Genomic DNA, 20,332 nt, shown 5'->3' on the forward strand with positions numbered 1-20,332 from the left:
CCCGTTCCGGTCGCCTAGGCGTTGACGCCGCCGTCGGCGGTCAGGCCCGCGCCGTTGATGAACCGGCCTTCCGGACCGGCCACGAAGGCCACCAGGGCGGCGATGTCCTCGGGCTTGCCGTATTCGGGGATCGCCATCTGGGCGCGCAGGCCGTCGGCCTGGGGCCCGGTGGCGGGGTTCATGTCGGTGTCGGTCGGGCCGGGATGCACGACGTTGACCGTGATCCCGCGCGGTCCCAGGTCACGGGCCAGGCCCTTGGTCCAGCCRATCAGCGCCGACTTGCTGGCCGCGTAGAGCGAGATGCCCGGCGTGGCGACGCGCTCGGCCAGGCAGCTGCCGATCGAGATGATGCGGCCGCCGGCGGGCAGGTGACGGGCGGCCGCCTGCGACGCGACGATCACGCCCCGGACGTTGACGCCCAGGATGGCGTCGATGTCGTCCAGCGTCAGGCTTTCGATCGGCCCGCCGCGCGCCAGGCCGGCGTTGTTGACCAGGATGTCCAGCCCGCCCAGCGCCTGGGCGGCGTCGTCCACGGCCTGGCGCACGGCGGCCGGATCGGCGGCGTCCGCCTTCAGGGCCACGGCCTTGCGGCCAAGGGCCTCGATGCTCTTGACCACCTCGGCGGCCTTGTCGGCCGAGCGTTCGTAGGTGATGGCCACGTCGGCCCCGTCCTTCGCCAAGCGCAGGGCGATTGCCGCGCCGATGCCCCGGCTGGCGCCCGTGACCAGAGCGCGCTTCCCGCTGAGATCGCTMATATCGATTCTTTTCTGTGTCGATCGATACAGAAATACCTATGACCTTGTCGCCCCAGATCAAGGGCCTTATTTATCGATCGATACAGAATTCACGAAAGTTGCGATTTCACAATGGCGGAACGAGGACGACCGCGGGGTTTCGACCGTGACGCGGCCCTGGCCAAGGCGATGGAGGTGTTCTGGGCGCGCGGCTACGAGGGCGCGTCCATGAGCGAACTGACGTCCGCCATGGGCATCGCCTCGCCCAGCCTCTACGCCGCCTTCGGCTGCAAGGAGGCGCTGTTCGCCGAGGCGCTGGCGCTATACGGCGCCACGGAGAACGAAAGGATCTGGGGCGGGCTGGAGACGGCCGCCACGGCACGCGAGGCCTGCGAAGGCATGCTGGCGGCCTCGGCCCGCGCCTTCACCCGGCCCGACAAGCCGCCGGGCTGCATGGTGGTGCTGTCGGCCCTGCCCGGCGGCGACGCCAGCGACGCCCTGCGCGAGGCGCTGGTGCGCGGCAGGAGCGGCGCGATCGATCTGCTGGAGGCCCGGTTACGGCGGGGCCAGGCCGAGGGCGACGTGCCCGCCGGAACCGACATCCGCGCCGTCGCCACCTATGTGGTCACCGTCCAGCAGGGCATGTCGATCCAGGCCCGGGACGGCGCGACCCGGACGACCCTCGAGGGGATCGTCCGGGCCACGATGGCGGGTTGGGACGGCTTAATGGAAAGCCTCCGGACCGGCGCCTAACGCCGGTCCGGTTCGTCGTGACTAGGCCGCCAGCTTCAGGATCTCGCCCTGGGCGGTCTCCAGCGACTTGCCGCGGGCTTCCTCGCCGAGGGCAACGCCCTCGGCGCGGATGAAGCGGATGTCGGTGACGCCCAGGAAGCCGAACAGGCCCTTCAGGTAGGTCTCCTGGTGGTCCATGCCGGCGGCGGGCGTGCCCTCGCCGTAGAAGCCGCCGCGCGAGGAGGCGATGATCACCGTCTTGCCGCCGGCCAGGCCCTCGGGGCCGTTCTCGGTGTAGCGGAAGGTGCGGCCGGCCACGGCCACGCGGTCGATCCAGGCCTTCAGCTGGCTGGAGATCGAGAAGTTGTACATGGGCGCGCCGATCACCACGATGTCGGCGGCCAGGAACTCCTCGATGGCGGCCTGGCCCGAGGCGATGTCGGCGGCGATCGCGGCGCTCTCCGGCGTCGCGCCCTGGCCGGCGGCCAGGTGGGCGCCCGTCAGGTGGTCCAGCGGCTGGGCGGCCAGGTCGCGGCGGACGATCTCGAGACCGGGATGCTGGGCGGTCTGGGCGGCGACGATCGCGGCCGACAGCGTGCGGCTCACCGAGCCGGCGCCCAGGATGCTGGAATCGATGTGAAGCAGTTTCATGACCTTGGAACTCCGAAGCGCCCTATGGCGCGACGGTTGATTTAGGCCTTTCGAACCCAGCGCAAGAGCCTATATGATTGGATGATATCCATCGTTTTAACCGATGGATGAGGATCGATACATGCTCGACGGCGTCACCCTCGACCAGATGCGCACCTTCCTGGCGGCCGCCGACGAGGGCAGCTTCTCGGCGGCCGGGCGCAAGCTGGGCCGGGCCCAGTCGGTGGTCAGCCAGACCCTGGCCAATCTGGAGGGCCAGATCGGCGTGCAGCTGTTCGACCGCGCCGCCCGCCTGCCCGTGCTGACCGAGGCCGGCCGGGCCTTGCTGGTCGAGGCGCGCGAGGTGGCCGGCCGCATGGACACCTTCAAGGCCCGCGCCGCCAGCCTGGCCGGCGGGCTGGAGCCCGAGGTCTCGATCGTGGTCGACGTGCTGTTCCCGATGGTGGTGCTGACCCACGCCATCGGCGACTTCCAGCACCATTTCCCGGACACCACCCTGCGCATCCATGTCGAGGCCCTCGGCGCGGTGCTGGCGCCGGTGCTGGACGGCCGCTGCGCCTTCGGCGTACTGGGCTCGCTGCCCGACGCGCCGCCGGAGCTGACGCGCGAGCGGCTGATCTCATTGCGGATGGTGCAGGTGGCCGCCGCCGGCCATCCCCTGGCCGCCCTGCCCGGCCCGCTGAGCCCTGAGGACGTGGCCGGCCACATCCAGCTGGTGCTGACCGACCGCTCGAAGCTGACGGAGGGCCGCGAGTTCGGGGTGTTTTCGGCCCGCACCTGGCGGCTGGCCGACATGGGCGCCAAGCACGCCTTCCTGCGCGCCGGCCTGGGCTGGGGCGGCATGCCCTGGGACCGGGTCGAGGACGACCTGAAGGCCGGGACCCTGGTCGAGCTGACGATGCGCGACGCCCCGGCCGGCGGCTACATCATGCCCATGTACGCCGCCCACCGCGCCGACACGCCTCCGGGCCCGGCGGGCCGCTGGCTGATCGAGCGGCTGAAGGACACGGCGGAGCGGTGTCCGGCGCCGTAGGCTGCGATCAGGGCGTCAACGAAAGTCACAGGCCCCGTTCGCACCGGACCGAGGCGCCAGCTGTTGGTAGGTGACCGTTCCTGATCCCGTGGGCAGGAAACTCATGATCTGGACCGCGCCGCCGCCGGCGCGGACCCGTAGCTCGTACAGCTGGGCGGCGTCACCGTTCGTCCCTCGCACCTTTTCGACCACCGTCATGCCCTCGCGCAGGCCGGCGCGATAGGCGGCGCTATCCTGTCGCAGACCGCTGACCACCATCTGACCGTCGGCGCCCATTCGTGGCTCGAAGCCCAGGTCGAAACTCGGCGTCGTCATCGTCACCAGATCGGCGCATGGCGCGAAGACATCGGCCGGCAGTTCCAAGGCCCCTCCCTCTTCGACATGGGCGGCGATGTCGGCGGTGACATCCAGGCCGTGCGCCTTGGCCTGCTCTACGAACAGCTCGATCAGTCCGGCGCCCGGTCGGGCGGCGGAGGCCTTGGCTTGGGCACGCAGGACCTCGTCGAGGCTGGACCCTTGCTGGCGCAGCTTCCGGTCCCACAGCGCCGCCAGCATCGCGCCGCGCAGGTAGAGCATCCGCTCGGCGTCGGGATCGGTCCAGAAGGCGTCCGCGGCCTTGTCCCCCGGCGTCAGCTTGGCGGGCGAGGCGCCATAGGTCCGCAGCGCTTGGTTCCAGACCTTTATGAAGGCATCCGGCGTGATCAGCCGTTCACGCAGCAGCAGCCGGCGCGCGTAGAAATCAGTGAAGCCCTCGCTGAACCAGTAGCCGCGCGGCCCGATCGGCTGGCCCAGCCGCCCTGGGTTCCAGCTGTGAAAGATCTCGTGCGCCAGCAGGATCCGCAGATCGTCCGCGGTCATGTTGGCCGTGGCCACCATGGCGAAGGCGTCGAGCTTGCCCACGCCGGTGAAGTAGCCGCCGGTCTCGGAAGGCAGGCCGGCGGCGGTCACCAGATAGGGTGCGTCCTGCGGATCGCCGAAAAAGCCGCGCTCGGCTCGCAGGATCATGTTCAGGTCGTGGGCCAGGTCGGCGTCAGAAACGCCGAGGGCCCCGTGCACGGCCAGGCGGAGCGGGCCGGCGGTCACCACCCGCACATCGCGACCGCCGATCAAGGTGCTGTGCCCCACGGGTTTAGCTTCAGGCTGTTCGAGGTTGGAGGCCAAGGCGAAGCCCTTCGGCCATGCACCCCAGCGGAAGCGGGGCGTCTCGTCCTCGCGGCCATGCACGGTGGCGAAGACGCCGGCGCCGTCCAGATAGAACCAAGACGGACGCACCCAGGGCCGAGCCGGATAGCCGTCGCTCTCGCGCGGCTCTCGATCCAGCGCCGAGTTCACGACGTAGCGCACCGACAGCCGGTGACCGGGCGCCGAACGGATCACGCGTGCGGCCGGGCCGTCCTCGGTCACCGAAACCGCGCCGCCAACGGTGAGGTCGCTGATCCGCCGCCAGCCCTCCTTCTGACCCATCCATTGGTCGGGCAGGTCTAACCGGGTGACGCCGCTGGAATCCGCACGGAGGTCCATCGAGACCACGACGCCCGACAGGGCTTCGCCATCTAGCCTAGGCGAGACCGTGTAGGTCACGGCCGGCTTGGGTGCGGCCATCGCGGCGGCGGGCAAGCCCGCTCCCAGGATCAGCAGCCACAGCCCCGCGCCCCAGCCCCGCATGCCCCCTCCGATGTATGAAGCGCCCTACGCCGCCTCGCCCCGCGCCCGCGCGGCCGGGTCGTAGTTGAGGATCGGCGACAGCCACTTCTCGGCCATGGCCAGGTCCCAGCCCTTGCGGCGGGCATAGTCCTCGACCTGGTCGAGATCGACCTTGCCGACGCCGAAATAGTGCGACTGCGGATGGCTGAAATAGAAGCCCGACACCGCCGCGCCGGGGCTCATGGCGTAGCTCTCGGTCAGGATCATGCCGGTGGCCGCCTCGGCGTCCAGCAGCTTGAACAGCGTGCCCTTCTCGGTGTGGTCGGGCTGGGCCGGATAGCCGGGGGCCGGACGGATGCCCTGGTACTTCTCGGCGATCATCACGTCGACGTCCTCGCGCTCGTCGGCGGCGTAGCCCCACAGCTCGACGCGGGCCTTGTAGTGCAGCCACTCGGCGAAGGCTTCGGCCAGGCGGTCGGCCAGGGCCGAGGCCATGATGGCGCTGTAGTCGTCGCCGGCGTCCTTGAATTTCTTGACGATCTCGTCCTCGCCATGACCGGCGGTGACGGCGAAACCGCCCATGTAGTCGGCGCCCTGCCCCACCGGCGCGACGAAGTCGGCCAGGGCCAGGTTCGCCTTGCCCTCGGACTTGTCCATCTGCTGGCGCAGGGTGAACAGGCGGGTCAGCTCGGTCGAGCGGGTTTCGTCCGTATAGAGAACGATGTCGTCGCCGTCGGCCTGGGCCGGCCAGAAGCCGACCACGCCCTTGGCCCCGAACCACTTTTCGGCCACCACCTTGTCGAGCATGGCGCGGGCGTCGCGATAGAGGTCGGCAGCGGCCGCTCCCACAACATCGTCTTCCAGGATCTGCGGGAAGCGGCCGATCAGCTCCCAGCTGGCGAAGAACGGCGACCAGTCGATGAACGGGACCAGCTCGGCCAGCGACGGCTCGAAGGTCCGCGCGCCGATGAAGGTCGGCTTGGGCGGCGCGTAGCCGGCCCAGTCGATGGCGTACTTGCGCTTGCGGGCCTCGGCGATGGCGGTGCGGGCCTTGACCGTCTGGCCGCGGGCGTACTGCTCGCGCACCTTGACGTATTCGGCCCGGGTCTCGGCGATCACCCGGTCGCGCTCGTTCGCCGACAGCAGGTTGGAGACCACGCCCACCGCCCGGCTGGCGTCCAGCACATAGGTGGTCGGACCGGCGCGATAGGCCGGCTCGATCTTGACCGCCGTGTGGGTGCGGCTGGTGGTGGCGCCGCCGATCAGCAGCGGCATGGTGAAGCCCTGGCGCTCCATCTCGGCGGCCACGAACACCATCTCGTCCAGCGACGGCGTGATCAGGCCCGACAGGCCGATCATGTCGACCTTGTGCTTGCGCGCCTCGTCCAGGATGCGGTCGGCCGGGACCATCACGCCCAGGTCGATGACCTCGTAGTTGTTACATTGCAGCACGACGCCGACGATGTTCTTGCCGATGTCGTGGACGTCGCCCTTGACGGTGGCCATCAGCACCTTGCCGGCCTGCTCGCGCGGCTTGCCGGCCTTCTCAGCCTCCATGAACGGTTCCAGCCAGGCCACGGCCTGCTTCATCACGCGGGCCGACTTGACCACCTGCGGCAGGAACATCTTGCCCGAGCCGAACAGGTCGCCGACCACGTTCATGCCGTCCATCAGGTGGCCTTCGATCACGTGCAGCGGACGCTCGACCGACAGGCGGGCTTCCTCCGTGTCCTGATCGATGAACTCGGTGATGCCGTTGACCAGAGCGTGGGTGATGCGCTCGTTCACGGTGCCGTTGCGCCATTCCAGGTTGGCGGTCTGGACCTGGCTCTTGTCGCCCTTGTAGCGCGGGGCCATGTCGACCAGGCGCTCGGTGTTGGAGACGTTGGTGCGCTGCGGGCGATTGAGGATCACGTCCTCGACGGCCTCGCGCAGCTCGGGGTCCAGGGTGTCGTAGACCGGCAGGTCGCCGGCGTTGACGATGCCCATGTCCATGCCCGCCTCGATGGCGTGGTACAGGAACACCGAGTGGATCGCCCGGCGCACCGGCTCGTTGCCGCGGAAGCTGAACGACACGTTCGACACCCCGCCCGAGATGCGGGCGTGGGGGCAGCGCTTCTTGATCTCGCGCGTGCCCTCGATGAAGTCGACGGCGTAGTTGTCGTGCTCCTCGATCCCCGTCGCCACGGCGAAGATGTTGGGGTCGAAGATGATGTCTTCCGGCGGGAAACCCACCTTGTCGACCAGGATGTTGTAGGCCTTCTCGCAGATCTCGATCTTGCGGGCGGCGGTGTCGGCCTGGCCGACCTCGTCGAAGGCCATGACCACCACGGCCGCGCCGTAGCGCAGGCACAGCTTGGCCTGCTCGATGAACTTGGCCTCGCCTTCCTTCATGGAGATCGAGTTGACGATGGCCTTGCCCTGGACGCACTTCAGGCCGGCCTCGATCACCTCCCACTTGGAGCTGTCGATCATCACCGGCACCCGCGCGATGTCGGGCTCGGCCGCCATCAGGTTCAGGAAGGTGATCATGGCCTGCTTGGAGTCCAGCAGGCCCTCGTCCATGTTCACGTCGATGACCTGGGCGCCGGCTTCCACCTGCTGGCGGGCCACCGACAGGGCGGCGGCGTAGTCGCCCTCGACGACCAGCTTCTTGAACTTGGCCGAGCCGGTGACGTTGGTGCGCTCACCGATATTGACGAAGACAGGTCTCATTGGGCTTTGCTCAAGGTCGATTGCAGGGCGGCGATCTGGGTGAGCCACGCGTCGTGGTCGTCACCCTCCTGCCAGAGTTCGTCGAGTTCGGAGGCCGGGGCCACCACGCGGGCCAGGGCCGAACGGGCCAGGGCGACGGCCCCTTCCGGCGGCGCGCCCAGGGCGGCCTTCAACTCGCGATGATTGTCGGGAAGGATGGTCTCGTCTCCGACCGCGGCCGCGACGATAGCGGCGCCGGCCACGGCGATCGAGCCCTCCGGCGCCTCCAGGTAACCGGCCTGTTTGGTGACATAGTCGAGGGCCTGCACCACCGTGCGCCAGTCGGGCGCCTCGGCCAGGTCGTCGATGAAGTCCAAGGCGTCGTCGTTGTCGAACAGTCCGCTGGCCCAGGCGCTCATGATCCCACGGCCCCTTCGCTGACGCGTTTGGCGCGGGTGACCGCCAGGGCGATCTGGCCGTCCAGGAAGTCGCGGAACGCGATCCCCTGGGCCTTCAGCGACTTGGGATACAGCGAGGCGGCGGTCATGCCCGGCAGGGTGTTGATCTCCAGGAAGATCGGGCCGTTCGGACTGACGATGAAGTCGCTGCGCGAATAGCCGCCGGCGCCCACGGTCTTGTGGGCCTTCAGGGCCGCTTCCTGCATGGCGGCGTTGATCTCGGGCGCGAAGGTCGCCGGGCAGATCTCCTCCGTGGTCTTGGCCAGGTACTTGCCGACATAGTCGAAGGCGCCGTCGGCCGGGCGGATCTCGACCGGCGGCAGGGCGAAGACCTTGCCGTCCTGCTCCAGCACCCCGCAAGTGGCCTCGAAGCCGGTCACGAAGGGCTCGATCACATAGGCCTCGCGCGCCGCGGCGGCCTTCAGGGCTTCCAGGTCGGCGGCCGCGTTGACGAAGATCAGGCCGTAGCTGGAGCCGTCGGCCACCGGCTTGGCGACCAGCTTGCCGTACTTGGCTAGGGCGGCTTCCGCATCCGCCAGTTCAACGGTCGAGGGCGCGACGACGCCGGCCTTGGCCACGGCGGCCTTGGTGGCGATCTTGTCGAAGGCCAGGCGGCTGGACTGGCTGTCCGAGCCGGTGAAGGCCACGCCGCGCGCCTCGCACAGGGCCGCCAGGTCGCCGTTCTCGGCCGCCCCGCCGTGCATGCCCAGGAACAGCACGCGGTCCTCGGCCTTGGCCTTGTCGAGCGCGGCCTCGATGCCGCCGATCGGCGCGCCTTCCGTGGGCAGGTCGATCTCGAACGGCCGCTCATGGCCCTGCAGCACCGCGTCGCTGGCCACGTAAACCAGGTCGTCGGGCGCCCAGAACCACAGGTCGGCCTCGGGCAGCGCCTTGGCCAGAGCCTTGGCGCTGGCCACCGAGACCAGGCGCTCGCGGCTCATGCCGCCGAAGAGAAGAGTGGTGCGCATCTCTTAAGCCAGCTCGAACGGTTCCAGGCCCGCCAGGCGCATGGCCTTGGGGCGCTCGGGGATGGCGCGAGGCTTCACGCCGCGCACTTCATCGGCCACGTGGCGGATGTGGTCGGGGGTGGTGCCGCAGCAGCCGCCCAGGATGTTGACGATGCCGTCCTTGGCCCACTCGTGCAGCTGGTGGCCGGTCTGGTGCGGCTCCTCGTCGTACTCGCCCATGGCGTTGGGCAGGCCGGCGTTGGGATAGGCCGCGACCAGGGTGTCGGCGATGCGGGCCATCTCGGCGATGTGCGGACGCATCAGGTCAGCGCCCAGGGCGCAATTGAAGCCCACGGCGAACGGCTTGCAGTGCTTGATCGAGTTCCAGAAGGCTTCCGCCGTCTGGCCAGACAGGGTGCGGCCCGAGCGGTCGGTGATGGTGCCGCTGATCCAGATCGGCAACTCCTCGTGGCCCTCGTCGCGCAGGTCCAGGATCGCCTTGATCGCGGCCTTGCAGTTCAGGGTGTCGGTGATGGTCTCGATCAGGAACAGGTCGACCCCGCCCTCGTACAGGGCCGCCACCTGCTCGCGATAGGCCTGGTAGACCTGGTCGAAGTTGACCTTGCGCGCGCCGGGGTCGTTCACGTCCGACGACATCGACAGCATCACGTTCAGCGGACCGATCGAGCCGGCGATGAACTTCGGCGTTGCCGGGTTCTCGCTATTCCAGCGGTCGGCCACCGAGCGGCCGATGCGCGCGCCCTCGAAGTTGATGTCGCGCACGGTGGCGGCGTCCAGGCCGTAGTCGGCCTGGGCGATGGTGGTGCCCGAGAAGGTGTTGGTCTCGGAGATGTCGGCGCCGGCCGCGAAATAGGCGTCGTGCAGTTCGGCCACCAGGTCGGGCCGGGTCAGGCACAGGATGTCGTTGTTGCCCTTCATCTGGCCGTCGTAGTCGGCGAAGCGTTCGGCGCGGTAGTCGGCCTCGGACAGCTTCTTCTTCTGGAACATCACGCCCCACGAGCCGTCGAGGATCAGGATACGGTCCTTGGCGGCGGCCTTCAGCGCGGCGATGCGTCCAGCTCGGGTGGTGAGATCAGTCATGGTCGGCTCCTGCCGGAGGGGGCGTCCGGCGTTCGGGGGTCTTTCTAGCGCTTCGCGGGGAAGCGGAACTCAAATCTGCCGGCGCGGGGCCGGCGTCACGGTTTGCGGGCGGCCTGCTGCTCGGCCAGCGCCTTGTCGAAGGCCGCTTCCGAGGTGGCGGCGTAGCGGGCCAGTTCGGTGGGATCGACGAAGGCGTTGACGTCGCCGCCCAGCATCTTCTTGCGCTTGGCCAGCAGGTTCCCCTGCTCCTCGTGGCTGGGCAGCATCACGTCGGTGGGCAGCGCCTTCAGCATGGCGAAGGTCGCGCGGTAATCGGCGACGATGGTCTTGTAGGTCTTGTTGCCCACCAGGATGTTGCCCGCCACCGAGGCCGAGCACGGGAAGGTGACGTTCAGCGGCCGGTCGCGGTCGACCACCTGGGTGGTCCAGGTGGTGCAACCGATCGTGTGGCCGGGCGTCAGGTGGGCGATCAGGGTGGTCTCGCCCAGCTTCAGCTTCTGGCCGTCGCCGAACGCCTTGTCGACCTTCACGGCCGGGAACGGCGTCAGGCCGTTGTCGTTGTCGCCGAAGTGCYGCCCCTTCTCGAGCGCCGGCTCGTCGGGGCGCGAGGCCCAGACCTTGGCGCCGGTGTCGGCCTTCAGCTGGGCCAGGCCGCCGGCGTGGTCGAAGTGGGCGTGGGTGTTGATCAGGACCTTCACGTCCGTGAGCTTGAAGCCCAGGGCCTGGATGTTGGCCTCGATCAGCTTGGCCCCGGCGGCCGATGGCCCGCTGTCGAGCAGCACGTGGCCCTCCGACGACGAGATCAGCCAGGCCGACAGGCCTTCGGAGCCGACATAGTAGATGTTGCCGACCACCCGATAGGGCCGGATCGGCTTGGACCAGTTGGCCGGATCGTCGGCGTGCGCCGTCGTCCCCGCGACCGTGGTCGCCAGGGTCAGGGCCGCCAGGAGGATCGAGGCCGCCCGTTTCACGCCGCGGCCTCCGAGGGCGCGGGCGCGGCTTCCCGCACGCCCAGCACGCGGCAGATCGCATAGACCAGGTCGGCCCGGTTCAGAGTGTAGAAGTGGAAGTCGCTGAAGCCCTGCTCCTGCAACTTGGCGCACATCTCGGCGGCCACCGAGCAGGCGATCAGCCGGCGGGTGTCGGCGTCCTCGTCCAGGCCGTCGAACAGGTTGGCCAGCCAGCCCGGCACCGCCGTCTGGCAGGCGGACGACATCTTCACCAGGCCCTTGAAGTTGGTCACCGGCATGATGCCCGGCACGATCGGGATGGTGATCCCGGCCTTGCGGACCTTGTCGACGAACCGCAGGAAGGCGTCGGTGTCGAAGAAGAACTGGCTGATCGCCAGGGTGGCCCCGGCGTCGACCTTGGCCTTCAGGACCTCGACGTCGTGATCCAGCGACGGGCTTTCCGGATGCTTCTCGGGATAGACCCCGACCAGCACGTCGAACGGGGCGATGCCCTTGATCGCGGCGGTCAGCTCGGTGGCGTTCTTGTAGCCGTCCTCGCGGGGCACATAGATACCGCCGATGCCGCCCTCGCCCGGAGGCGGGTCGCCGCGCAGCGACACGATGTGGCGCACGCCCGTCTCCCAGTACTCGCGGATCACCTCGTCGACCTCGTCGCGGCTGGCGCCGACGCAGGTCAGGTGCGCGGCGGGCTTCAGGCTGGTCTCATCCAGGATGCGCTTGACGGTGCGGTGGGTGCGCTCACGCGTCGAGCCGCCGGCTCCGTAGGTCACCGAGACGAAGGCCGGGTCCAGCGGGGCCAGGCGCTTGATCGCCGCCCACAGGTTCTCTTCCATCGCTTCGGTCTTCGGCGGGAAGAACTCGAACGAGACGCGCGGGCGGTCTGTGCGCTCGCCGGCGCGGGCGACCGGACCGATGACGCGGCGGGGGGCGGGAACGGTCGTCATGCGGCGCTTCTTTCGGCGTTTCGGATGGCTGGACGGCGAGCCGTCCAAATCTTGACGGTGAGCCCCTCGGCCGAGGTCGGCGGCAGGGCGATGTTGGCGTCCAGGACCAGGCCGGTGGCCTCGATCCAGGGGATGATCTCGGCGTCGGCGAAGCCCAGGCGGCGATGCTGATGGCTCTCGCGCAGGGACTCGTGGTCGTGCGGCGCGAAGTCGGCGATCAGCAGCAGGCCGCCGTCGGCCACCAGGCGCGCGGCTTCGGCCACGGCCGCGGCGGGGTCGCCCAGATAGTGCAGCACCTGGTGGACGGTCACCAGGTCGGCGCAACCGCCCGGCAGGCCGGTGGCGAAGATGTCGCCGTGGCGCAGCTCGCACCGCGCCAGCCCCGCCTTGGCCACCTCGTCGCGCGCGATGTTCAGCATCTGCTGCGACAGGTCCAGGCCCAGGGCCATGCCGGCCCGGTGGCCGAACAGGGTCAGCATGCGGCCCGCGCCCGCGCCCAGGTCGACCATCTCGTCGAAGGGCCCCTCGCCCGCCGCCTGCAGGATGGCGGCCTCGACTTCGGCCTCGTCGACATAGAGCGAGCGGATCTCGTTCCAGCGCGCGGCGTTGCGGGCGAAATAGGCCTGGGCGCCAGCCGTGCGTTCGGCCCGCACCAGGGCCAAGCGCTCGGCGTCGCCCTGGACGACGGGGTCGTGCGGATCGATCAGATCGAGGGCCTGGTCGATCACGGCGCGGCCGGGCGACTTCAGGGCCAGGCGATAGAACACCCACGCGCCGTCGGGGAACCGCTCGACCAGCCCGGCCTCGGCCAGCAGCTTCAAGTGACGCGAGACGCGGGGCTGGCTCTGGTCGAGAATGCGGCACAGCTCCAGCACCGACAGCTCCTCGGCCGCGAGCAGGGCCAGCACGCGCAGGCGGGTCGATTCCCCCGCCGCGCGCAGCAGATCCACGACCTGTTCGGACGACACCTTCATAGGGGATATAAAGATATCTTTATGTCCGATTTGGCAAGCTAAATCCGATCCCGCGACGGCGAGACGCGGTGGGCTTCAAGCGGACCGGCGCGGCAAACTATGCCTCGGCGGAGGGCTTTGACGGCTGCCAGAGCTCGATTTTCACCCCGGCCGGATCGATCAGCCAGGCGAACTTCCCCATGCCCTCGTCGTCCTGCCGCCCCGTGGGCTCCACGCCCTCGGTCGCCGCCCGGGCCAGCACCCCGTCCAGGTCGTCGACGATGAAGTTGATCATGAACGGCGCCTGGGACGGTTCGAAATAGCGCGTCGCGGCGTCGAACGGCGCCCAGGTGACCGCGCCGACCTTGGGATGGTGGAACATCGCGCCCCAGTCCGACACCTCCAGRCCCAGCACGCGGGCGTACCAGCCCCGCAGCGCGGCCGGATCCTCGGCCTTGAAGAACACCCCGCCCAGTCCCAGGACCTTCGCCATCCTCATCCTCCCAGTTCGTCCGCCCACGCCTGCGACCAGGCCAACAGCGGCCAGAGGGCCTCGATCAGCGCCGCCCCGCGCGGGCTGAGGCGATAGCCGTCCTCGGCCGACACGATATCAGCGGCGCGCAGTTCCGCCAGACGGGTGTTGAGCGTGCCGGGCGGCAGCTCGGCCGCCGCCTGCAGGGCGCGGAAGGTCAGGACCCGCGCCTCGCGCAGTTCCCAGACGATCCGCAGGGCCCCGCGCCGGCCCAGCAGGTCCAGCGCCGCCATGATCGGCTTGCCGGTCGTCGAACCGCGGACGGCGCGCCCAGGCAGAGGCGCTTCCGGGGGCGCTTCATTTTTTGTAGCGACATCGCGATCAGCCATGATACAAATTTTGTAGCACGGAGGATTTCAGATGTCGCCCAGGATTGCCCCGGCCACGCAGCCCTACCCGTCCAACGTCGCCCAGGCGCTCGACCGACTGAAGACGCCGGGCGACGAACCGCTGTCGCTGTTCCGCACCCTGGCGCGCGACGAGCGGCTGTTCGGCCGCTTCACCGGCGGCGGCCTGCTCGATCCCGGCCATCTGACCCTGCGCGAGCGCGAGATCGTCATCCACCGGACCTGCGCCCTGAACCGCTGCGGCTACGAATGGGGCGTGCACGCGGCCCTCTTCGCGGACGCCGCCGGGCTCGACACCGAACAGCTGGCCGCCACCGCGGCGCCGGGCGTCGCCGCCTGCTGGACCCCGCGCGAGGCGCTGCTGATCGCCTTCTGCGACGCGGTCCACGCCCGCGCCGACATCGACGACGCCCTGTGGGGGCGCCTGGCCGAAGCCTTCCCGGAAGACGCCCGGATCGAGCTGATGATGCTGGCGGGCTTCTATCGGACGGTCAGCCTGCTGGCGAACGGCCTGCGGCTGGAGCCGGAGGCCTTCGCGACGCCCTTCCCCGCCTAGCCGCAGCGGTCGGCGACCTTGGTCCAGGTCTCGCGGACCGACACCGTCGGCGCGCCGCCGACGCCCGCCCCGCCGCCCAGGCTGGACTTCAGGGCCGCCAGCTGCTGCTTGGCGGCCTCGGCCTCCTCCGGCGGACCCGAGCGGATGGTCTCCTCGATCTGGGCGATGACCGGGGCCATGGCCGCCGTCGCGCGCGGGTCCATCGCGGCCGCCGGGGCGGCGACGGTCTGGGTCTCGAACGTGTGCTCCCAGCGCCCGTCCGCCAGCCGCTTCCAGTTGGACGACAGGGTCTGGCCGCCGGCGCAGACCGCCTGCTGGCTCGAGCCGCCGCCCGGCAGGGCGCTGTAGGCGCGATTGACGCAGGCCACGGCCCCGGGCGGCGGCGCTCCCGATCCCGAGCAGAAGCGGTTGGGCCCCTGCCCCGGATAGTCCTGCCGCGTCGTGGTCCCGTCCGGAGCCGACTGCTCGACGGTGACGTTCCCCGTCGCGCCGTCGACCCGCTGCACGGATTTCAGGACCATCGGCCCCGCGTGCGAGATGGTGGTGGTCTCGGAGTCGATCCGGTACTCGCCCGGCGACGGGTGGGTCGCGTCGGCCGCCAGCACGGCGGCGACCGACACCAGGGCGATCGCGCCGCTCAGGCCCAGGGCCCGCATCCGCGCCTAGCCGTCCACCGGCGAGGCCAGGGCCTCGCCCTTGAAGAACCGCCGCAGGTTCTCGACCGTCAGCCCGACCATGGCCGGGATGCTGTCCAGGGTCGCGCCGGCCGTGTGCGGCGTCAGCACGGTGTGGGGCACGCCGGCCCAGCGCGAGGCCGGGGTCGGCTCGTGGTCGAACACGTCCAGCCCCGCCATGCCCAGGCGGCCGTCCTTGAGGGCGGCGATCAGGGCGTCCTCGTCGACCAGCGAGCCGCGCGCCACGTTGACCAGCAGGCCCTGCGGCCCCAGGGCGTTGAGCACGGCCTCGTTGATCATGTGGCGGTTGGTGGCGTCCGGACGGGCGCAGACCACCAGGATGTCGCTGTCGCGGGCCAGGTCCAGCAGGCTCTTGGCGCGCGGACGCTCGGTCTCCTTGGGGCGCGGCGCCCACCACGAGACCTTCAGCTCGAAAGCCTCCAGCCGCTGGGCCACCGCCTCGCCGATATGGCCCAGGCCGACGATGCCGGCCTTGCGGCCGCGCAGGCCGTGGCGGGGGCTCATCCGCTCCATGCTGGTCCAGTGGCCGCTGCGCAGCTTCTGGTCGCCCTCGACGATGCCCCGCCAGGCGGCCAGCACCAGCCCCACCGCGTGGTCGGCGACATCGGCCGCGTTCAGGCCGGTGGAATGGGTGACGGCGATGCCGTGCTGCTTGCACCACGGCACGTCGACGCCGTCATAGCCGACGCTGACGCAGGCGATCAGGCCCAGGCGAGGCATCTCCGACAGCAGGTCCTTGGCCAGCACCATCTCGCCGGCGTGGACGATGGCGCGCACCTGCCGCCCCGGCCCGTCCAGGAACGCCAGCCGATCCGGATAGTCCCACAGCCTGTGCACCTGGTACGCCCCCTCGAGAAGCGGCTGCAGCGGCATCAGCATCTCGTGGGAAAGGACGATGTGGGGCTTTTCGGCGGGCGTTTGAGGCATGCCTGTTCTCCATCCCGAACGACGCTGGACCAACGCGGCCCACGCCTTCGCGATCTGTACCTGAAGATCGGAATCCAGTTCGCGGGATCAAGCTACTCCAGTTCCCGGCGAACGCCATCGGCGCCCCGATCCCGGAGATGTGATCACGCCAATCCTAATGACGCCCCTCGGCGAATTCCTCGATCATCTTGGCGCAGAAGGCCGGCAGGTCGTCCGGCTTGCGCGAGGTGACCAGCCCCTGGTCGACCACGACCTCGCGGTCCGTCCAGTGGGCGCCGGCGTTGCGCAGGTCCAGCTCCAGCGACGGCCACGAGGTCATGTGCTTGCTCTCAACCCCGCCCGCGTTGATCAGGGTCCAGGGGCCATGGCAGATCGCGGCGATCGGCTTCTTCTGGGTGACGAAATGGCGGATGAAGGCGATGGCCTTGGGCTCCAGCCGCAGGGCGTCGGGGTTCATCACCCCGCCCGGCAGGACGAGGGCGTCGTAGGCGGCCGCGTCGGCCAAGGCCAGCTCGCGATCGACCGGCACGGCGGAACCCCAGTCATGGTTCTTCCAGCCCTTGATCTGGCCGACCTTGGGCGAGACCACCTCGACCTGGGCGCCGGCGGCCTTCAGGGCCTCGACGGGCGTTTCCAGTTCCGACTGCTCGAAGCCGTCGGTGGCGAGGATGGCGACCTTGCGGCCGGCGAGGATCTGATCGGGCATGGGGCCTCCGGGCTGGCGAGGAACTGGCCAGCGAAACCCGGTCGCGCGGCGATGGGTTCCCCGCGAAAGGCCAAGCTGTGAACCGCCGCCGCGCCAAGGGGTTTTGCTACCGACGCGTCCTTTCGGCGCGCCAGGCCTGGAGAAGACTCCCATGATGATCAGAACGCTCGCCGCCGGCGTCGCGCTGGCCGCGCTCGTCTCGGGCGCGGCCGTGGCCGCGCCGCAAGCCATCGGTCCGTCGCAGCCGATCCCCTACGCCCAGCTGGACGCCTATCTGAAGGCCTCGCCCAAGGTCCGGGCCAGCAAGGACTGGTGGAGCGGCTCGGCCTCGACCGGCATGTCGACCGACACCGCCGCCACGGCCCCGGCGACGTCGACCTCGACCTCGACCTCGACCAGCACCGACACCTCGGTGAACCCATCGGCGTCGACCAGCATGCCGTCGGACTCCTCGACCAGCATGCCGTCCACCCCGCCGACCATGCCGGACTCGGCGACGCCCGCCCCCGGCTCGAACCTGCCCGGCTCGCCCGCCCCGGGCTCGCCGACCGAACCGAAGTAGGTTCCGGAACGAAGACGGGGCGACTCTTTCAGGCCGCCCCGTCTTGCGTACGGTTGGACCCTCGCGGCTAGACGCGAACCTCGACGACCGCCTCGCCTTCCTCCAGCCGAGCAACGACATCGGCCCAGGCGCGACGAACGATGTCGTACAGCGCGGCGTTCGTGCAATTCCCGACCCGCAGCCTGACGAGCGCCGTCTCGGCCGCCCCGCGCACCGMGAAGTTGACGAAATCGCTATCCTTGCTGACGACCGTCGCGCCTCGCGCGCTGGCCACGTGCCAGATATGCTGATCCGACGCGGTCGCCAGATCCAGTTGCTTGACGTGCAGCGCCTCATGTCCAAGCGCCTGCAGGACGTCCAACAGGCCGATCGGTAGGTTCTGGTCGATCAGGAACTTCAAGCGGCGGCTGTCACCGAAGCATGGTCGAGTTCCTGCGCCGCGTACGCGAGACTGGCGCGGATATCGTCCGCCTCCAACTCGTCATAGTCAGCCAGGATTTCAGCCTCGGACATCCCTGCCGCGAGCCAGCCCAGAACATCGCCAACGGTGATGCGCATGTGGCGGATGCATGGACGCCCGCCGCGCTTGCCGTCCTCGATGGTGATGCGGGACAAGAGATCGCTCATGCCCCGCACACTACACTATCGGGCGAACTTCTGGAACTTGATGCGCTTGGGGATCAGGCTGTCGGCGCCCAGGCGGCGCTTCTTGTCTTCCTCGTACATCTCGAAGTTGCCTTCGAACCATTCGACGTGGCTGTCGCCCTCGAAGGCCAGGATGTGGGTGGCCAGGCGGTCCAGGAACCAGCGATCGTGGCTGATGACCACGGCGCAGCCGGCGAACTCTTCCAGCGCCTCTTCGAGGGCCTGCAGGGTCTCGATGTCCAGGTCGTTGGTCGGTTCGTCGAGCAGCAGCAGATTGCCGCCGGTGGCCAGGGTCTTGGCCAGGTGGACGCGGTTGCGCTCACCGCCCGACAGCAGGCCGACCTTCTTCTGCTGGTCGCCGCCCTTGAAGTTGAACGAGCCCACATAGGCGCGGCTGTTGATCTCGCGCTTGCCGACGATCATCACGTCGGTGCCGCCGCTGATCTCTTCCCAGATGGTCTTGTTCGGGTCCAGCGCGTCGCGCGACTGGTCGACGTAGGACAGCTTCACCGTCTCGCCGACCTTGACCGTGCCCTGGTCGGGCTGCTCGCGGCCGGTGATCAGCTTGAACAGCGTCGACTTGCCGGCGCCGTTCGGCCCGATCACGCCGACGATGCCGTTCGGCGGCAGCTTGAACGTCAGGTCCTTGAACAGGACCTTGTCGCCGTACTCCTTCTCCAGGCCCGAGACTTCCAGGACCACGTTGCCCAGGCGCGGGCCGGGCGGGATCTGGATGTGGGCCTGGGTCTGGGCGGCGCGGGCGTTCTCCTGCGCGGCGACCATTTCCTCGTACGACGCCAGACGGGCCTTCGACTTGGACTGACGGGCCTTGGGCGAGCTACGGACCCATTCCAGTTCGCGGGTCAGGGCGCGTTGGCGGGCTTCCGACTCGGACTGCTCCTGCACGACGCGCTTCTGCTTCTGCTCCAGCCAGCCGGAGTAGTTGCCCTCGTAGGGGATGCCCTTGCCGCGATCCAGCTCCAGGGTCCACTTGGTGACCTGATCCAGGAAGTAGCGGTCGTGGGTGACCAGGATCACGCAGCCCGGGAACTCTTCCAGGTGGTGCTGCAGCCAGGCCACCGACTCGGCGTCCAGGTGGTTGGTCGGTTCGTCGAGCAGCAGCATGTCCGGCTTGCTGAGCAGCAGGCGGGCCAGGGCGATGCGGCGCTTCTCACCGCCCGACAGGCTTTCGATGTTGGCGTCGTTGGGCGGGCAGCGCAGCGCGTCGATGGCCATCTCGACCTTGGAGTCGATGTCCCACAGGTCACGGGCGTCGATGATCTCCTGGAGCTTGGTCATCTCCTCCATGAGTTCGTCGGAGTATTCCTCGCCCAGCTTGTTCGCCAGCTCGTTGTATTTGTCGAAGACCTTCTTGTCCTCGCAGTCGGCGATGACGTTGCCCCAGACGTCCAGGGTCGGGTCCAGCACCGGCTCCTGCGGGAGGTAGCCGCGCTTGATGCCGTCGGCGGCCTTGGCCTCGCCCGAGAATTCCTTGTCGAGGCCGGCCATCACCTTCAGCAGGGTCGACTTACCCGAGCCGTTGACGCCCACGACGCCGATCTTGGCGTCGGAATAGAACGACAGCCAGATGTTCTCGAAGACCTTCTTGCCGCCGGGATAGGCCTTGGTCAGGCCTTGCATCTGGAAAATATATTGCTGAGCCATGGGGGGCGTCGGCCTCTTCGGTATTCGGGGATCGGGGGTCGGGCGCTCAGATAGCCTCCGGGGCGGGATTCCGCAATGTTTCGAGCGTCGTTGCGCGATCACTGGCCGCGGGAACCCGGTTCAGGTTAAGCGCTGGATCGAGGAGATCCCGCCATGTCCGACGCCACGCCCCGCAACGAAGACCTTCGCCGCGCCGTGCGGTGGGTGGCGGCCCTGAACCTGGCTTATTTCGGCGTGGAGTTCGCCGTCGCCCTGCATATCGGCTCGGTGTCGCTGCTGGCCGACAGCGTCGACTTCCTGGAGGACGCGGCGGTCAACTTCCTGATCTTCGCCGCCCTGGGCTGGAGCCTGCGGCGGCGGGCCCGGGTCGGCATGGCCCTGGCCGGCCTCCTTCTGGCCCCCGCCCTCGCCTTCCTCTGGGCCCTGTGGCGCAAGGTCTCCGACCCGACGCCGCCGGAAGCGTTCTCGCTGACCCTGACCGGTGGCGGCGCCCTGGCCGTCAACCTGTTCTGCGCCTTCCTGCTGGCGCGGTTCCGCGAACGGTCGGGCAGCCTGACCAAGGCCGCGTTCCTGTCGGCGCGCAACGACGCCCTGGCCAATCTCGCGATCATCGTCGCCGGCGCCGTCACGGCGGCCACGCGGTCGCCCTGGCCCGACATCGTGGCTGGCGTGGGGATCGCCGCGATGAACGTCGACGCGGCCAAGGCGGTCTGGCGGGCCGCGCGGCAGGAGCACCGGGACGCCTCGACGGGGGTCGCCCCCTAGCCCTGGAATCCTTATGCCGTAAGGACGCGGACCGTCACACGACCGTCGCCGTCCCGTCGACAACCCGACA

General features: G+C 69.3%; 22 protein-coding genes and 2 pseudogenes. 6 read left to right on the plus strand and 18 right to left on the minus strand.

Translation table 11 applies throughout. The annotated features are described in order from the left end of the window. Positions 1-14: 14 nt before the first annotated feature. A complete protein-coding gene (locus AC1U89_RS21775; protein WP_479901757.1) occupies positions 15-785 on the minus strand; it encodes a 3-oxoacyl-ACP reductase family protein in 771 nt (256 codons plus the stop codon). 81 nt (positions 786-866) lie between these two features. Here AC1U89_RS21775 and AC1U89_RS21780 point away from each other — a divergent pair, with 81 nt between their 5' ends. Beyond that, positions 867-1,487: a TetR/AcrR family transcriptional regulator gene (locus AC1U89_RS21780; protein ID WP_479901730.1), complete on the plus strand. Its 621-nt coding sequence runs from the start codon at positions 867-869 to the stop codon at positions 1,485-1,487. Between the two features lie 21 nt (positions 1,488-1,508). Here AC1U89_RS21780 and AC1U89_RS21785 read toward each other — a convergent pair whose 3' ends face one another. Beyond that, positions 1,509-2,117 (minus strand): FMN-dependent NADH-azoreductase, encoded by a 609-nt coding sequence (locus AC1U89_RS21785; RefSeq protein ID WP_479901731.1) that lies wholly within the window; start codon positions 2,115-2,117, stop codon positions 1,509-1,511. A gap of 121 nt (positions 2,118-2,238) precedes the next feature. On the opposite strand from AC1U89_RS21785, the gene AC1U89_RS21790 reads away from it, so the two are divergent. Next, a complete protein-coding gene (locus AC1U89_RS21790) occupies positions 2,239-3,150 on the plus strand; it encodes a LysR family transcriptional regulator (protein ID WP_479901732.1) in 912 nt (303 codons plus the stop codon). A 15-nt stretch (positions 3,151-3,165) separates the two neighbouring features. Here AC1U89_RS21790 and AC1U89_RS21795 read toward each other — a convergent pair whose 3' ends face one another. From AC1U89_RS21795 to AC1U89_RS21840, 10 genes are all read right to left on the minus strand, one after another. Beyond that, positions 3,166-4,815 carry a M61 family metallopeptidase gene (locus tag AC1U89_RS21795; RefSeq protein ID WP_479901733.1) on the minus strand — a complete coding sequence of 550 codons (1,650 nt, stop codon included), beginning with the start codon at positions 4,813-4,815 and terminating at the stop codon, positions 3,166-3,168. A gap of 24 nt (positions 4,816-4,839) precedes the next feature. After that, positions 4,840-7,509 (minus strand): methionine synthase, encoded by a 2,670-nt coding sequence (metH, locus tag AC1U89_RS21800; protein ID WP_479901734.1) that lies wholly within the window; start codon positions 7,507-7,509, stop codon positions 4,840-4,842. Then, positions 7,506-7,907 carry a DUF4259 domain-containing protein gene (locus AC1U89_RS21805; RefSeq protein ID WP_479901735.1) on the minus strand — a complete coding sequence of 134 codons (402 nt, stop codon included), beginning with the start codon at positions 7,905-7,907 and terminating at the stop codon, positions 7,506-7,508. The genes metH and AC1U89_RS21805 overlap by 4 nt, the downstream gene beginning before the upstream one ends. Continuing rightward, positions 7,904-8,914: a D-alanine--D-alanine ligase family protein gene (locus tag AC1U89_RS21810; protein WP_479901736.1), complete on the minus strand. Its 1,011-nt coding sequence runs from the start codon at positions 8,912-8,914 to the stop codon at positions 7,904-7,906. The genes AC1U89_RS21805 and AC1U89_RS21810 overlap by 4 nt, the downstream gene beginning before the upstream one ends. 3 nt (positions 8,915-8,917) lie before the next feature. Beyond that, the gene (locus tag AC1U89_RS21815) at positions 8,918-9,994 is read right to left on the minus strand and encodes a homocysteine S-methyltransferase family protein (RefSeq protein ID WP_479901737.1); all 1,077 of its coding nucleotides are present in this window, start codon (positions 9,992-9,994) and stop codon (positions 8,918-8,920) included. 95 nt (positions 9,995-10,089) lie between these two features. Continuing rightward, positions 10,090-10,965 carry a CAU/MBL1b family subclass B3 metallo-beta-lactamase gene (gene blaCAU, locus AC1U89_RS21820; RefSeq protein WP_479901738.1) on the minus strand — a complete coding sequence of 292 codons (876 nt, stop codon included), beginning with the start codon at positions 10,963-10,965 and terminating at the stop codon, positions 10,090-10,092. Then, positions 10,962-11,909 (minus strand): methylenetetrahydrofolate reductase [NAD(P)H], encoded by a 948-nt coding sequence (gene metF / locus AC1U89_RS21825; RefSeq protein WP_479901739.1) that lies wholly within the window; start codon positions 11,907-11,909, stop codon positions 10,962-10,964. The genes blaCAU and metF overlap by 4 nt, the downstream gene beginning before the upstream one ends. Further along, complete coding sequence (locus tag AC1U89_RS21830) at positions 11,906-12,883, minus strand: ArsR/SmtB family transcription factor (protein WP_479901740.1); 978 nt, start codon at positions 12,881-12,883, stop codon at positions 11,906-11,908. The genes metF and AC1U89_RS21830 overlap by 4 nt, the downstream gene beginning before the upstream one ends. Before the next feature lie 97 nt (positions 12,884-12,980). After that, positions 12,981-13,355, minus strand: coding sequence for a VOC family protein (locus tag AC1U89_RS21835; protein WP_479901741.1), 375 nt, complete (start codon positions 13,353-13,355; stop codon positions 12,981-12,983). Between the two features lie 2 nt (positions 13,356-13,357). Continuing rightward, the gene (locus tag AC1U89_RS21840) at positions 13,358-13,723 is read right to left on the minus strand and encodes a winged helix-turn-helix transcriptional regulator (protein WP_479901742.1); all 366 of its coding nucleotides are present in this window, start codon (positions 13,721-13,723) and stop codon (positions 13,358-13,360) included. Between the two features lie 31 nt (positions 13,724-13,754). Here AC1U89_RS21840 and AC1U89_RS21845 point away from each other — a divergent pair. Continuing rightward, positions 13,755-14,090: pseudogene (locus AC1U89_RS21845) on the plus strand (carboxymuconolactone decarboxylase family protein); the annotation flags it as partial. After that, a pseudogene (locus AC1U89_RS21850) lies at positions 14,091-14,297 on the plus strand (carboxymuconolactone decarboxylase family protein); the annotation flags it as partial. On the opposite strand, the gene AC1U89_RS21855 reads toward AC1U89_RS21850, so the two are convergent. The 3 genes from AC1U89_RS21855 to AC1U89_RS21865 all read right to left on the minus strand — a co-directional run bounded on the left by AC1U89_RS21855 (position 14,294) and on the right by AC1U89_RS21865 (position 16,625). Continuing rightward, complete coding sequence (locus AC1U89_RS21855) at positions 14,294-14,953, minus strand: hypothetical protein (protein WP_479901743.1); 660 nt, start codon at positions 14,951-14,953, stop codon at positions 14,294-14,296. The pseudogene AC1U89_RS21850 and the gene AC1U89_RS21855 sit on opposite strands and share 4 nt — an antisense overlap. Positions 14,954-14,959: 6 nt before the next feature. Then, a complete protein-coding gene (locus AC1U89_RS21860; protein WP_479901744.1) occupies positions 14,960-15,919 on the minus strand; it encodes a 2-hydroxyacid dehydrogenase in 960 nt (319 codons plus the stop codon). Positions 15,920-16,073: 154 nt separating this feature from the next. Then, complete coding sequence (locus AC1U89_RS21865) at positions 16,074-16,625, minus strand: type 1 glutamine amidotransferase domain-containing protein (protein WP_479901745.1); 552 nt, start codon at positions 16,623-16,625, stop codon at positions 16,074-16,076. A gap of 151 nt (positions 16,626-16,776) precedes the next feature. Here AC1U89_RS21865 and AC1U89_RS21870 point away from each other — a divergent pair, with 151 nt between their 5' ends. After that, a complete protein-coding gene (locus AC1U89_RS21870) occupies positions 16,777-17,187 on the plus strand; it encodes a hypothetical protein (RefSeq protein ID WP_479901746.1) in 411 nt (136 codons plus the stop codon). A gap of 67 nt (positions 17,188-17,254) precedes the next feature. Here the strand turns inward: AC1U89_RS21870 and AC1U89_RS21875 are convergent, their stop codons facing one another. The 3 genes from AC1U89_RS21875 to ettA are packed head-to-tail and all read right to left on the minus strand — an operon-like array spanning position 17,255 to position 19,497. Next, positions 17,255-17,587 carry a DUF5615 family PIN-like protein gene (locus AC1U89_RS21875; protein WP_479901747.1) on the minus strand — a complete coding sequence of 111 codons (333 nt, stop codon included), beginning with the start codon at positions 17,585-17,587 and terminating at the stop codon, positions 17,255-17,257. Continuing rightward, a complete protein-coding gene (locus AC1U89_RS21880; RefSeq protein WP_479901748.1) occupies positions 17,584-17,814 on the minus strand; it encodes a DUF433 domain-containing protein in 231 nt (76 codons plus the stop codon). Before AC1U89_RS21880 ends, AC1U89_RS21875 begins: the two co-directional genes overlap by 4 nt. A 15-nt stretch (positions 17,815-17,829) precedes the next feature. Next, positions 17,830-19,497, minus strand: a complete 1,668-nt coding sequence (gene ettA, locus AC1U89_RS21885) for an energy-dependent translational throttle protein EttA (protein WP_479901749.1) — start codon at positions 19,495-19,497, stop codon at positions 17,830-17,832. 153 nt (positions 19,498-19,650) lie between these two features. Here ettA and AC1U89_RS21890 point away from each other — a divergent pair, with 153 nt between their 5' ends. Then, positions 19,651-20,262, plus strand: coding sequence for a cation efflux transmembrane domain-containing protein (locus AC1U89_RS21890; protein WP_479901750.1), 612 nt, complete (start codon positions 19,651-19,653; stop codon positions 20,260-20,262). Positions 20,263-20,332: the final 70 nt, after the last annotated feature.

The sequence above is a fragment of the Caulobacter sp. 05T431 genome, assembly GCF_056665975.1.

Coding starts and splice junctions, on each gene's coding strand:
- metH (WP_479901734.1), bottom strand. CDS start 7,509: ATGAGACCTGTCTTCGTCAATATCGGTGAGCGCACCAACGTCACCGGC.
- AC1U89_RS21810 (WP_479901736.1), bottom strand. CDS start 8,914: ATGCGCACCACTCTTCTCTTCGGCGGCATGAGCCGCGAGCGCCTGGTC.
- AC1U89_RS21815 (WP_479901737.1), bottom strand. CDS start 9,994: ATGACTGATCTCACCACCCGAGCTGGACGCATCGCCGCGCTGAAGGCC.
- AC1U89_RS21880 (WP_479901748.1), bottom strand. CDS start 17,814: ATGAGCGATCTCTTGTCCCGCATCACCATCGAGGACGGCAAGCGCGGC.
- AC1U89_RS21830 (WP_479901740.1), bottom strand. CDS start 12,883: ATGAAGGTGTCGTCCGAACAGGTCGTGGATCTGCTGCGCGCGGCGGGG.
- AC1U89_RS21870 (WP_479901746.1), top strand. CDS start 16,777: ATGATGATCAGAACGCTCGCCGCCGGCGTCGCGCTGGCCGCGCTCGTC.
- AC1U89_RS21840 (WP_479901742.1), bottom strand. CDS start 13,723: ATGGCTGATCGCGATGTCGCTACAAAAAATGAAGCGCCCCCGGAAGCG.
- AC1U89_RS21780 (WP_479901730.1), top strand. CDS start 867: ATGGCGGAACGAGGACGACCGCGGGGTTTCGACCGTGACGCGGCCCTG.
- AC1U89_RS21790 (WP_479901732.1), top strand. CDS start 2,239: ATGCTCGACGGCGTCACCCTCGACCAGATGCGCACCTTCCTGGCGGCC.
- metF (WP_479901739.1), bottom strand. CDS start 11,909: ATGACGACCGTTCCCGCCCCCCGCCGCGTCATCGGTCCGGTCGCCCGC.
- AC1U89_RS21890 (WP_479901750.1), top strand. CDS start 19,651: ATGTCCGACGCCACGCCCCGCAACGAAGACCTTCGCCGCGCCGTGCGG.
- AC1U89_RS21860 (WP_479901744.1), bottom strand. CDS start 15,919: ATGCCTCAAACGCCCGCCGAAAAGCCCCACATCGTCCTTTCCCACGAG.
- AC1U89_RS21805 (WP_479901735.1), bottom strand. CDS start 7,907: ATGAGCGCCTGGGCCAGCGGACTGTTCGACAACGACGACGCCTTGGAC.
- AC1U89_RS21855 (WP_479901743.1), bottom strand. CDS start 14,953: ATGCGGGCCCTGGGCCTGAGCGGCGCGATCGCCCTGGTGTCGGTCGCC.
- AC1U89_RS21785 (WP_479901731.1), bottom strand. CDS start 2,117: ATGAAACTGCTTCACATCGATTCCAGCATCCTGGGCGCCGGCTCGGTG.
- AC1U89_RS21865 (WP_479901745.1), bottom strand. CDS start 16,625: ATGCCCGATCAGATCCTCGCCGGCCGCAAGGTCGCCATCCTCGCCACC.
- ettA (WP_479901749.1), bottom strand. CDS start 19,497: ATGGCTCAGCAATATATTTTCCAGATGCAAGGCCTGACCAAGGCCTAT.
- AC1U89_RS21795 (WP_479901733.1), bottom strand. CDS start 4,815: ATGCGGGGCTGGGGCGCGGGGCTGTGGCTGCTGATCCTGGGAGCGGGC.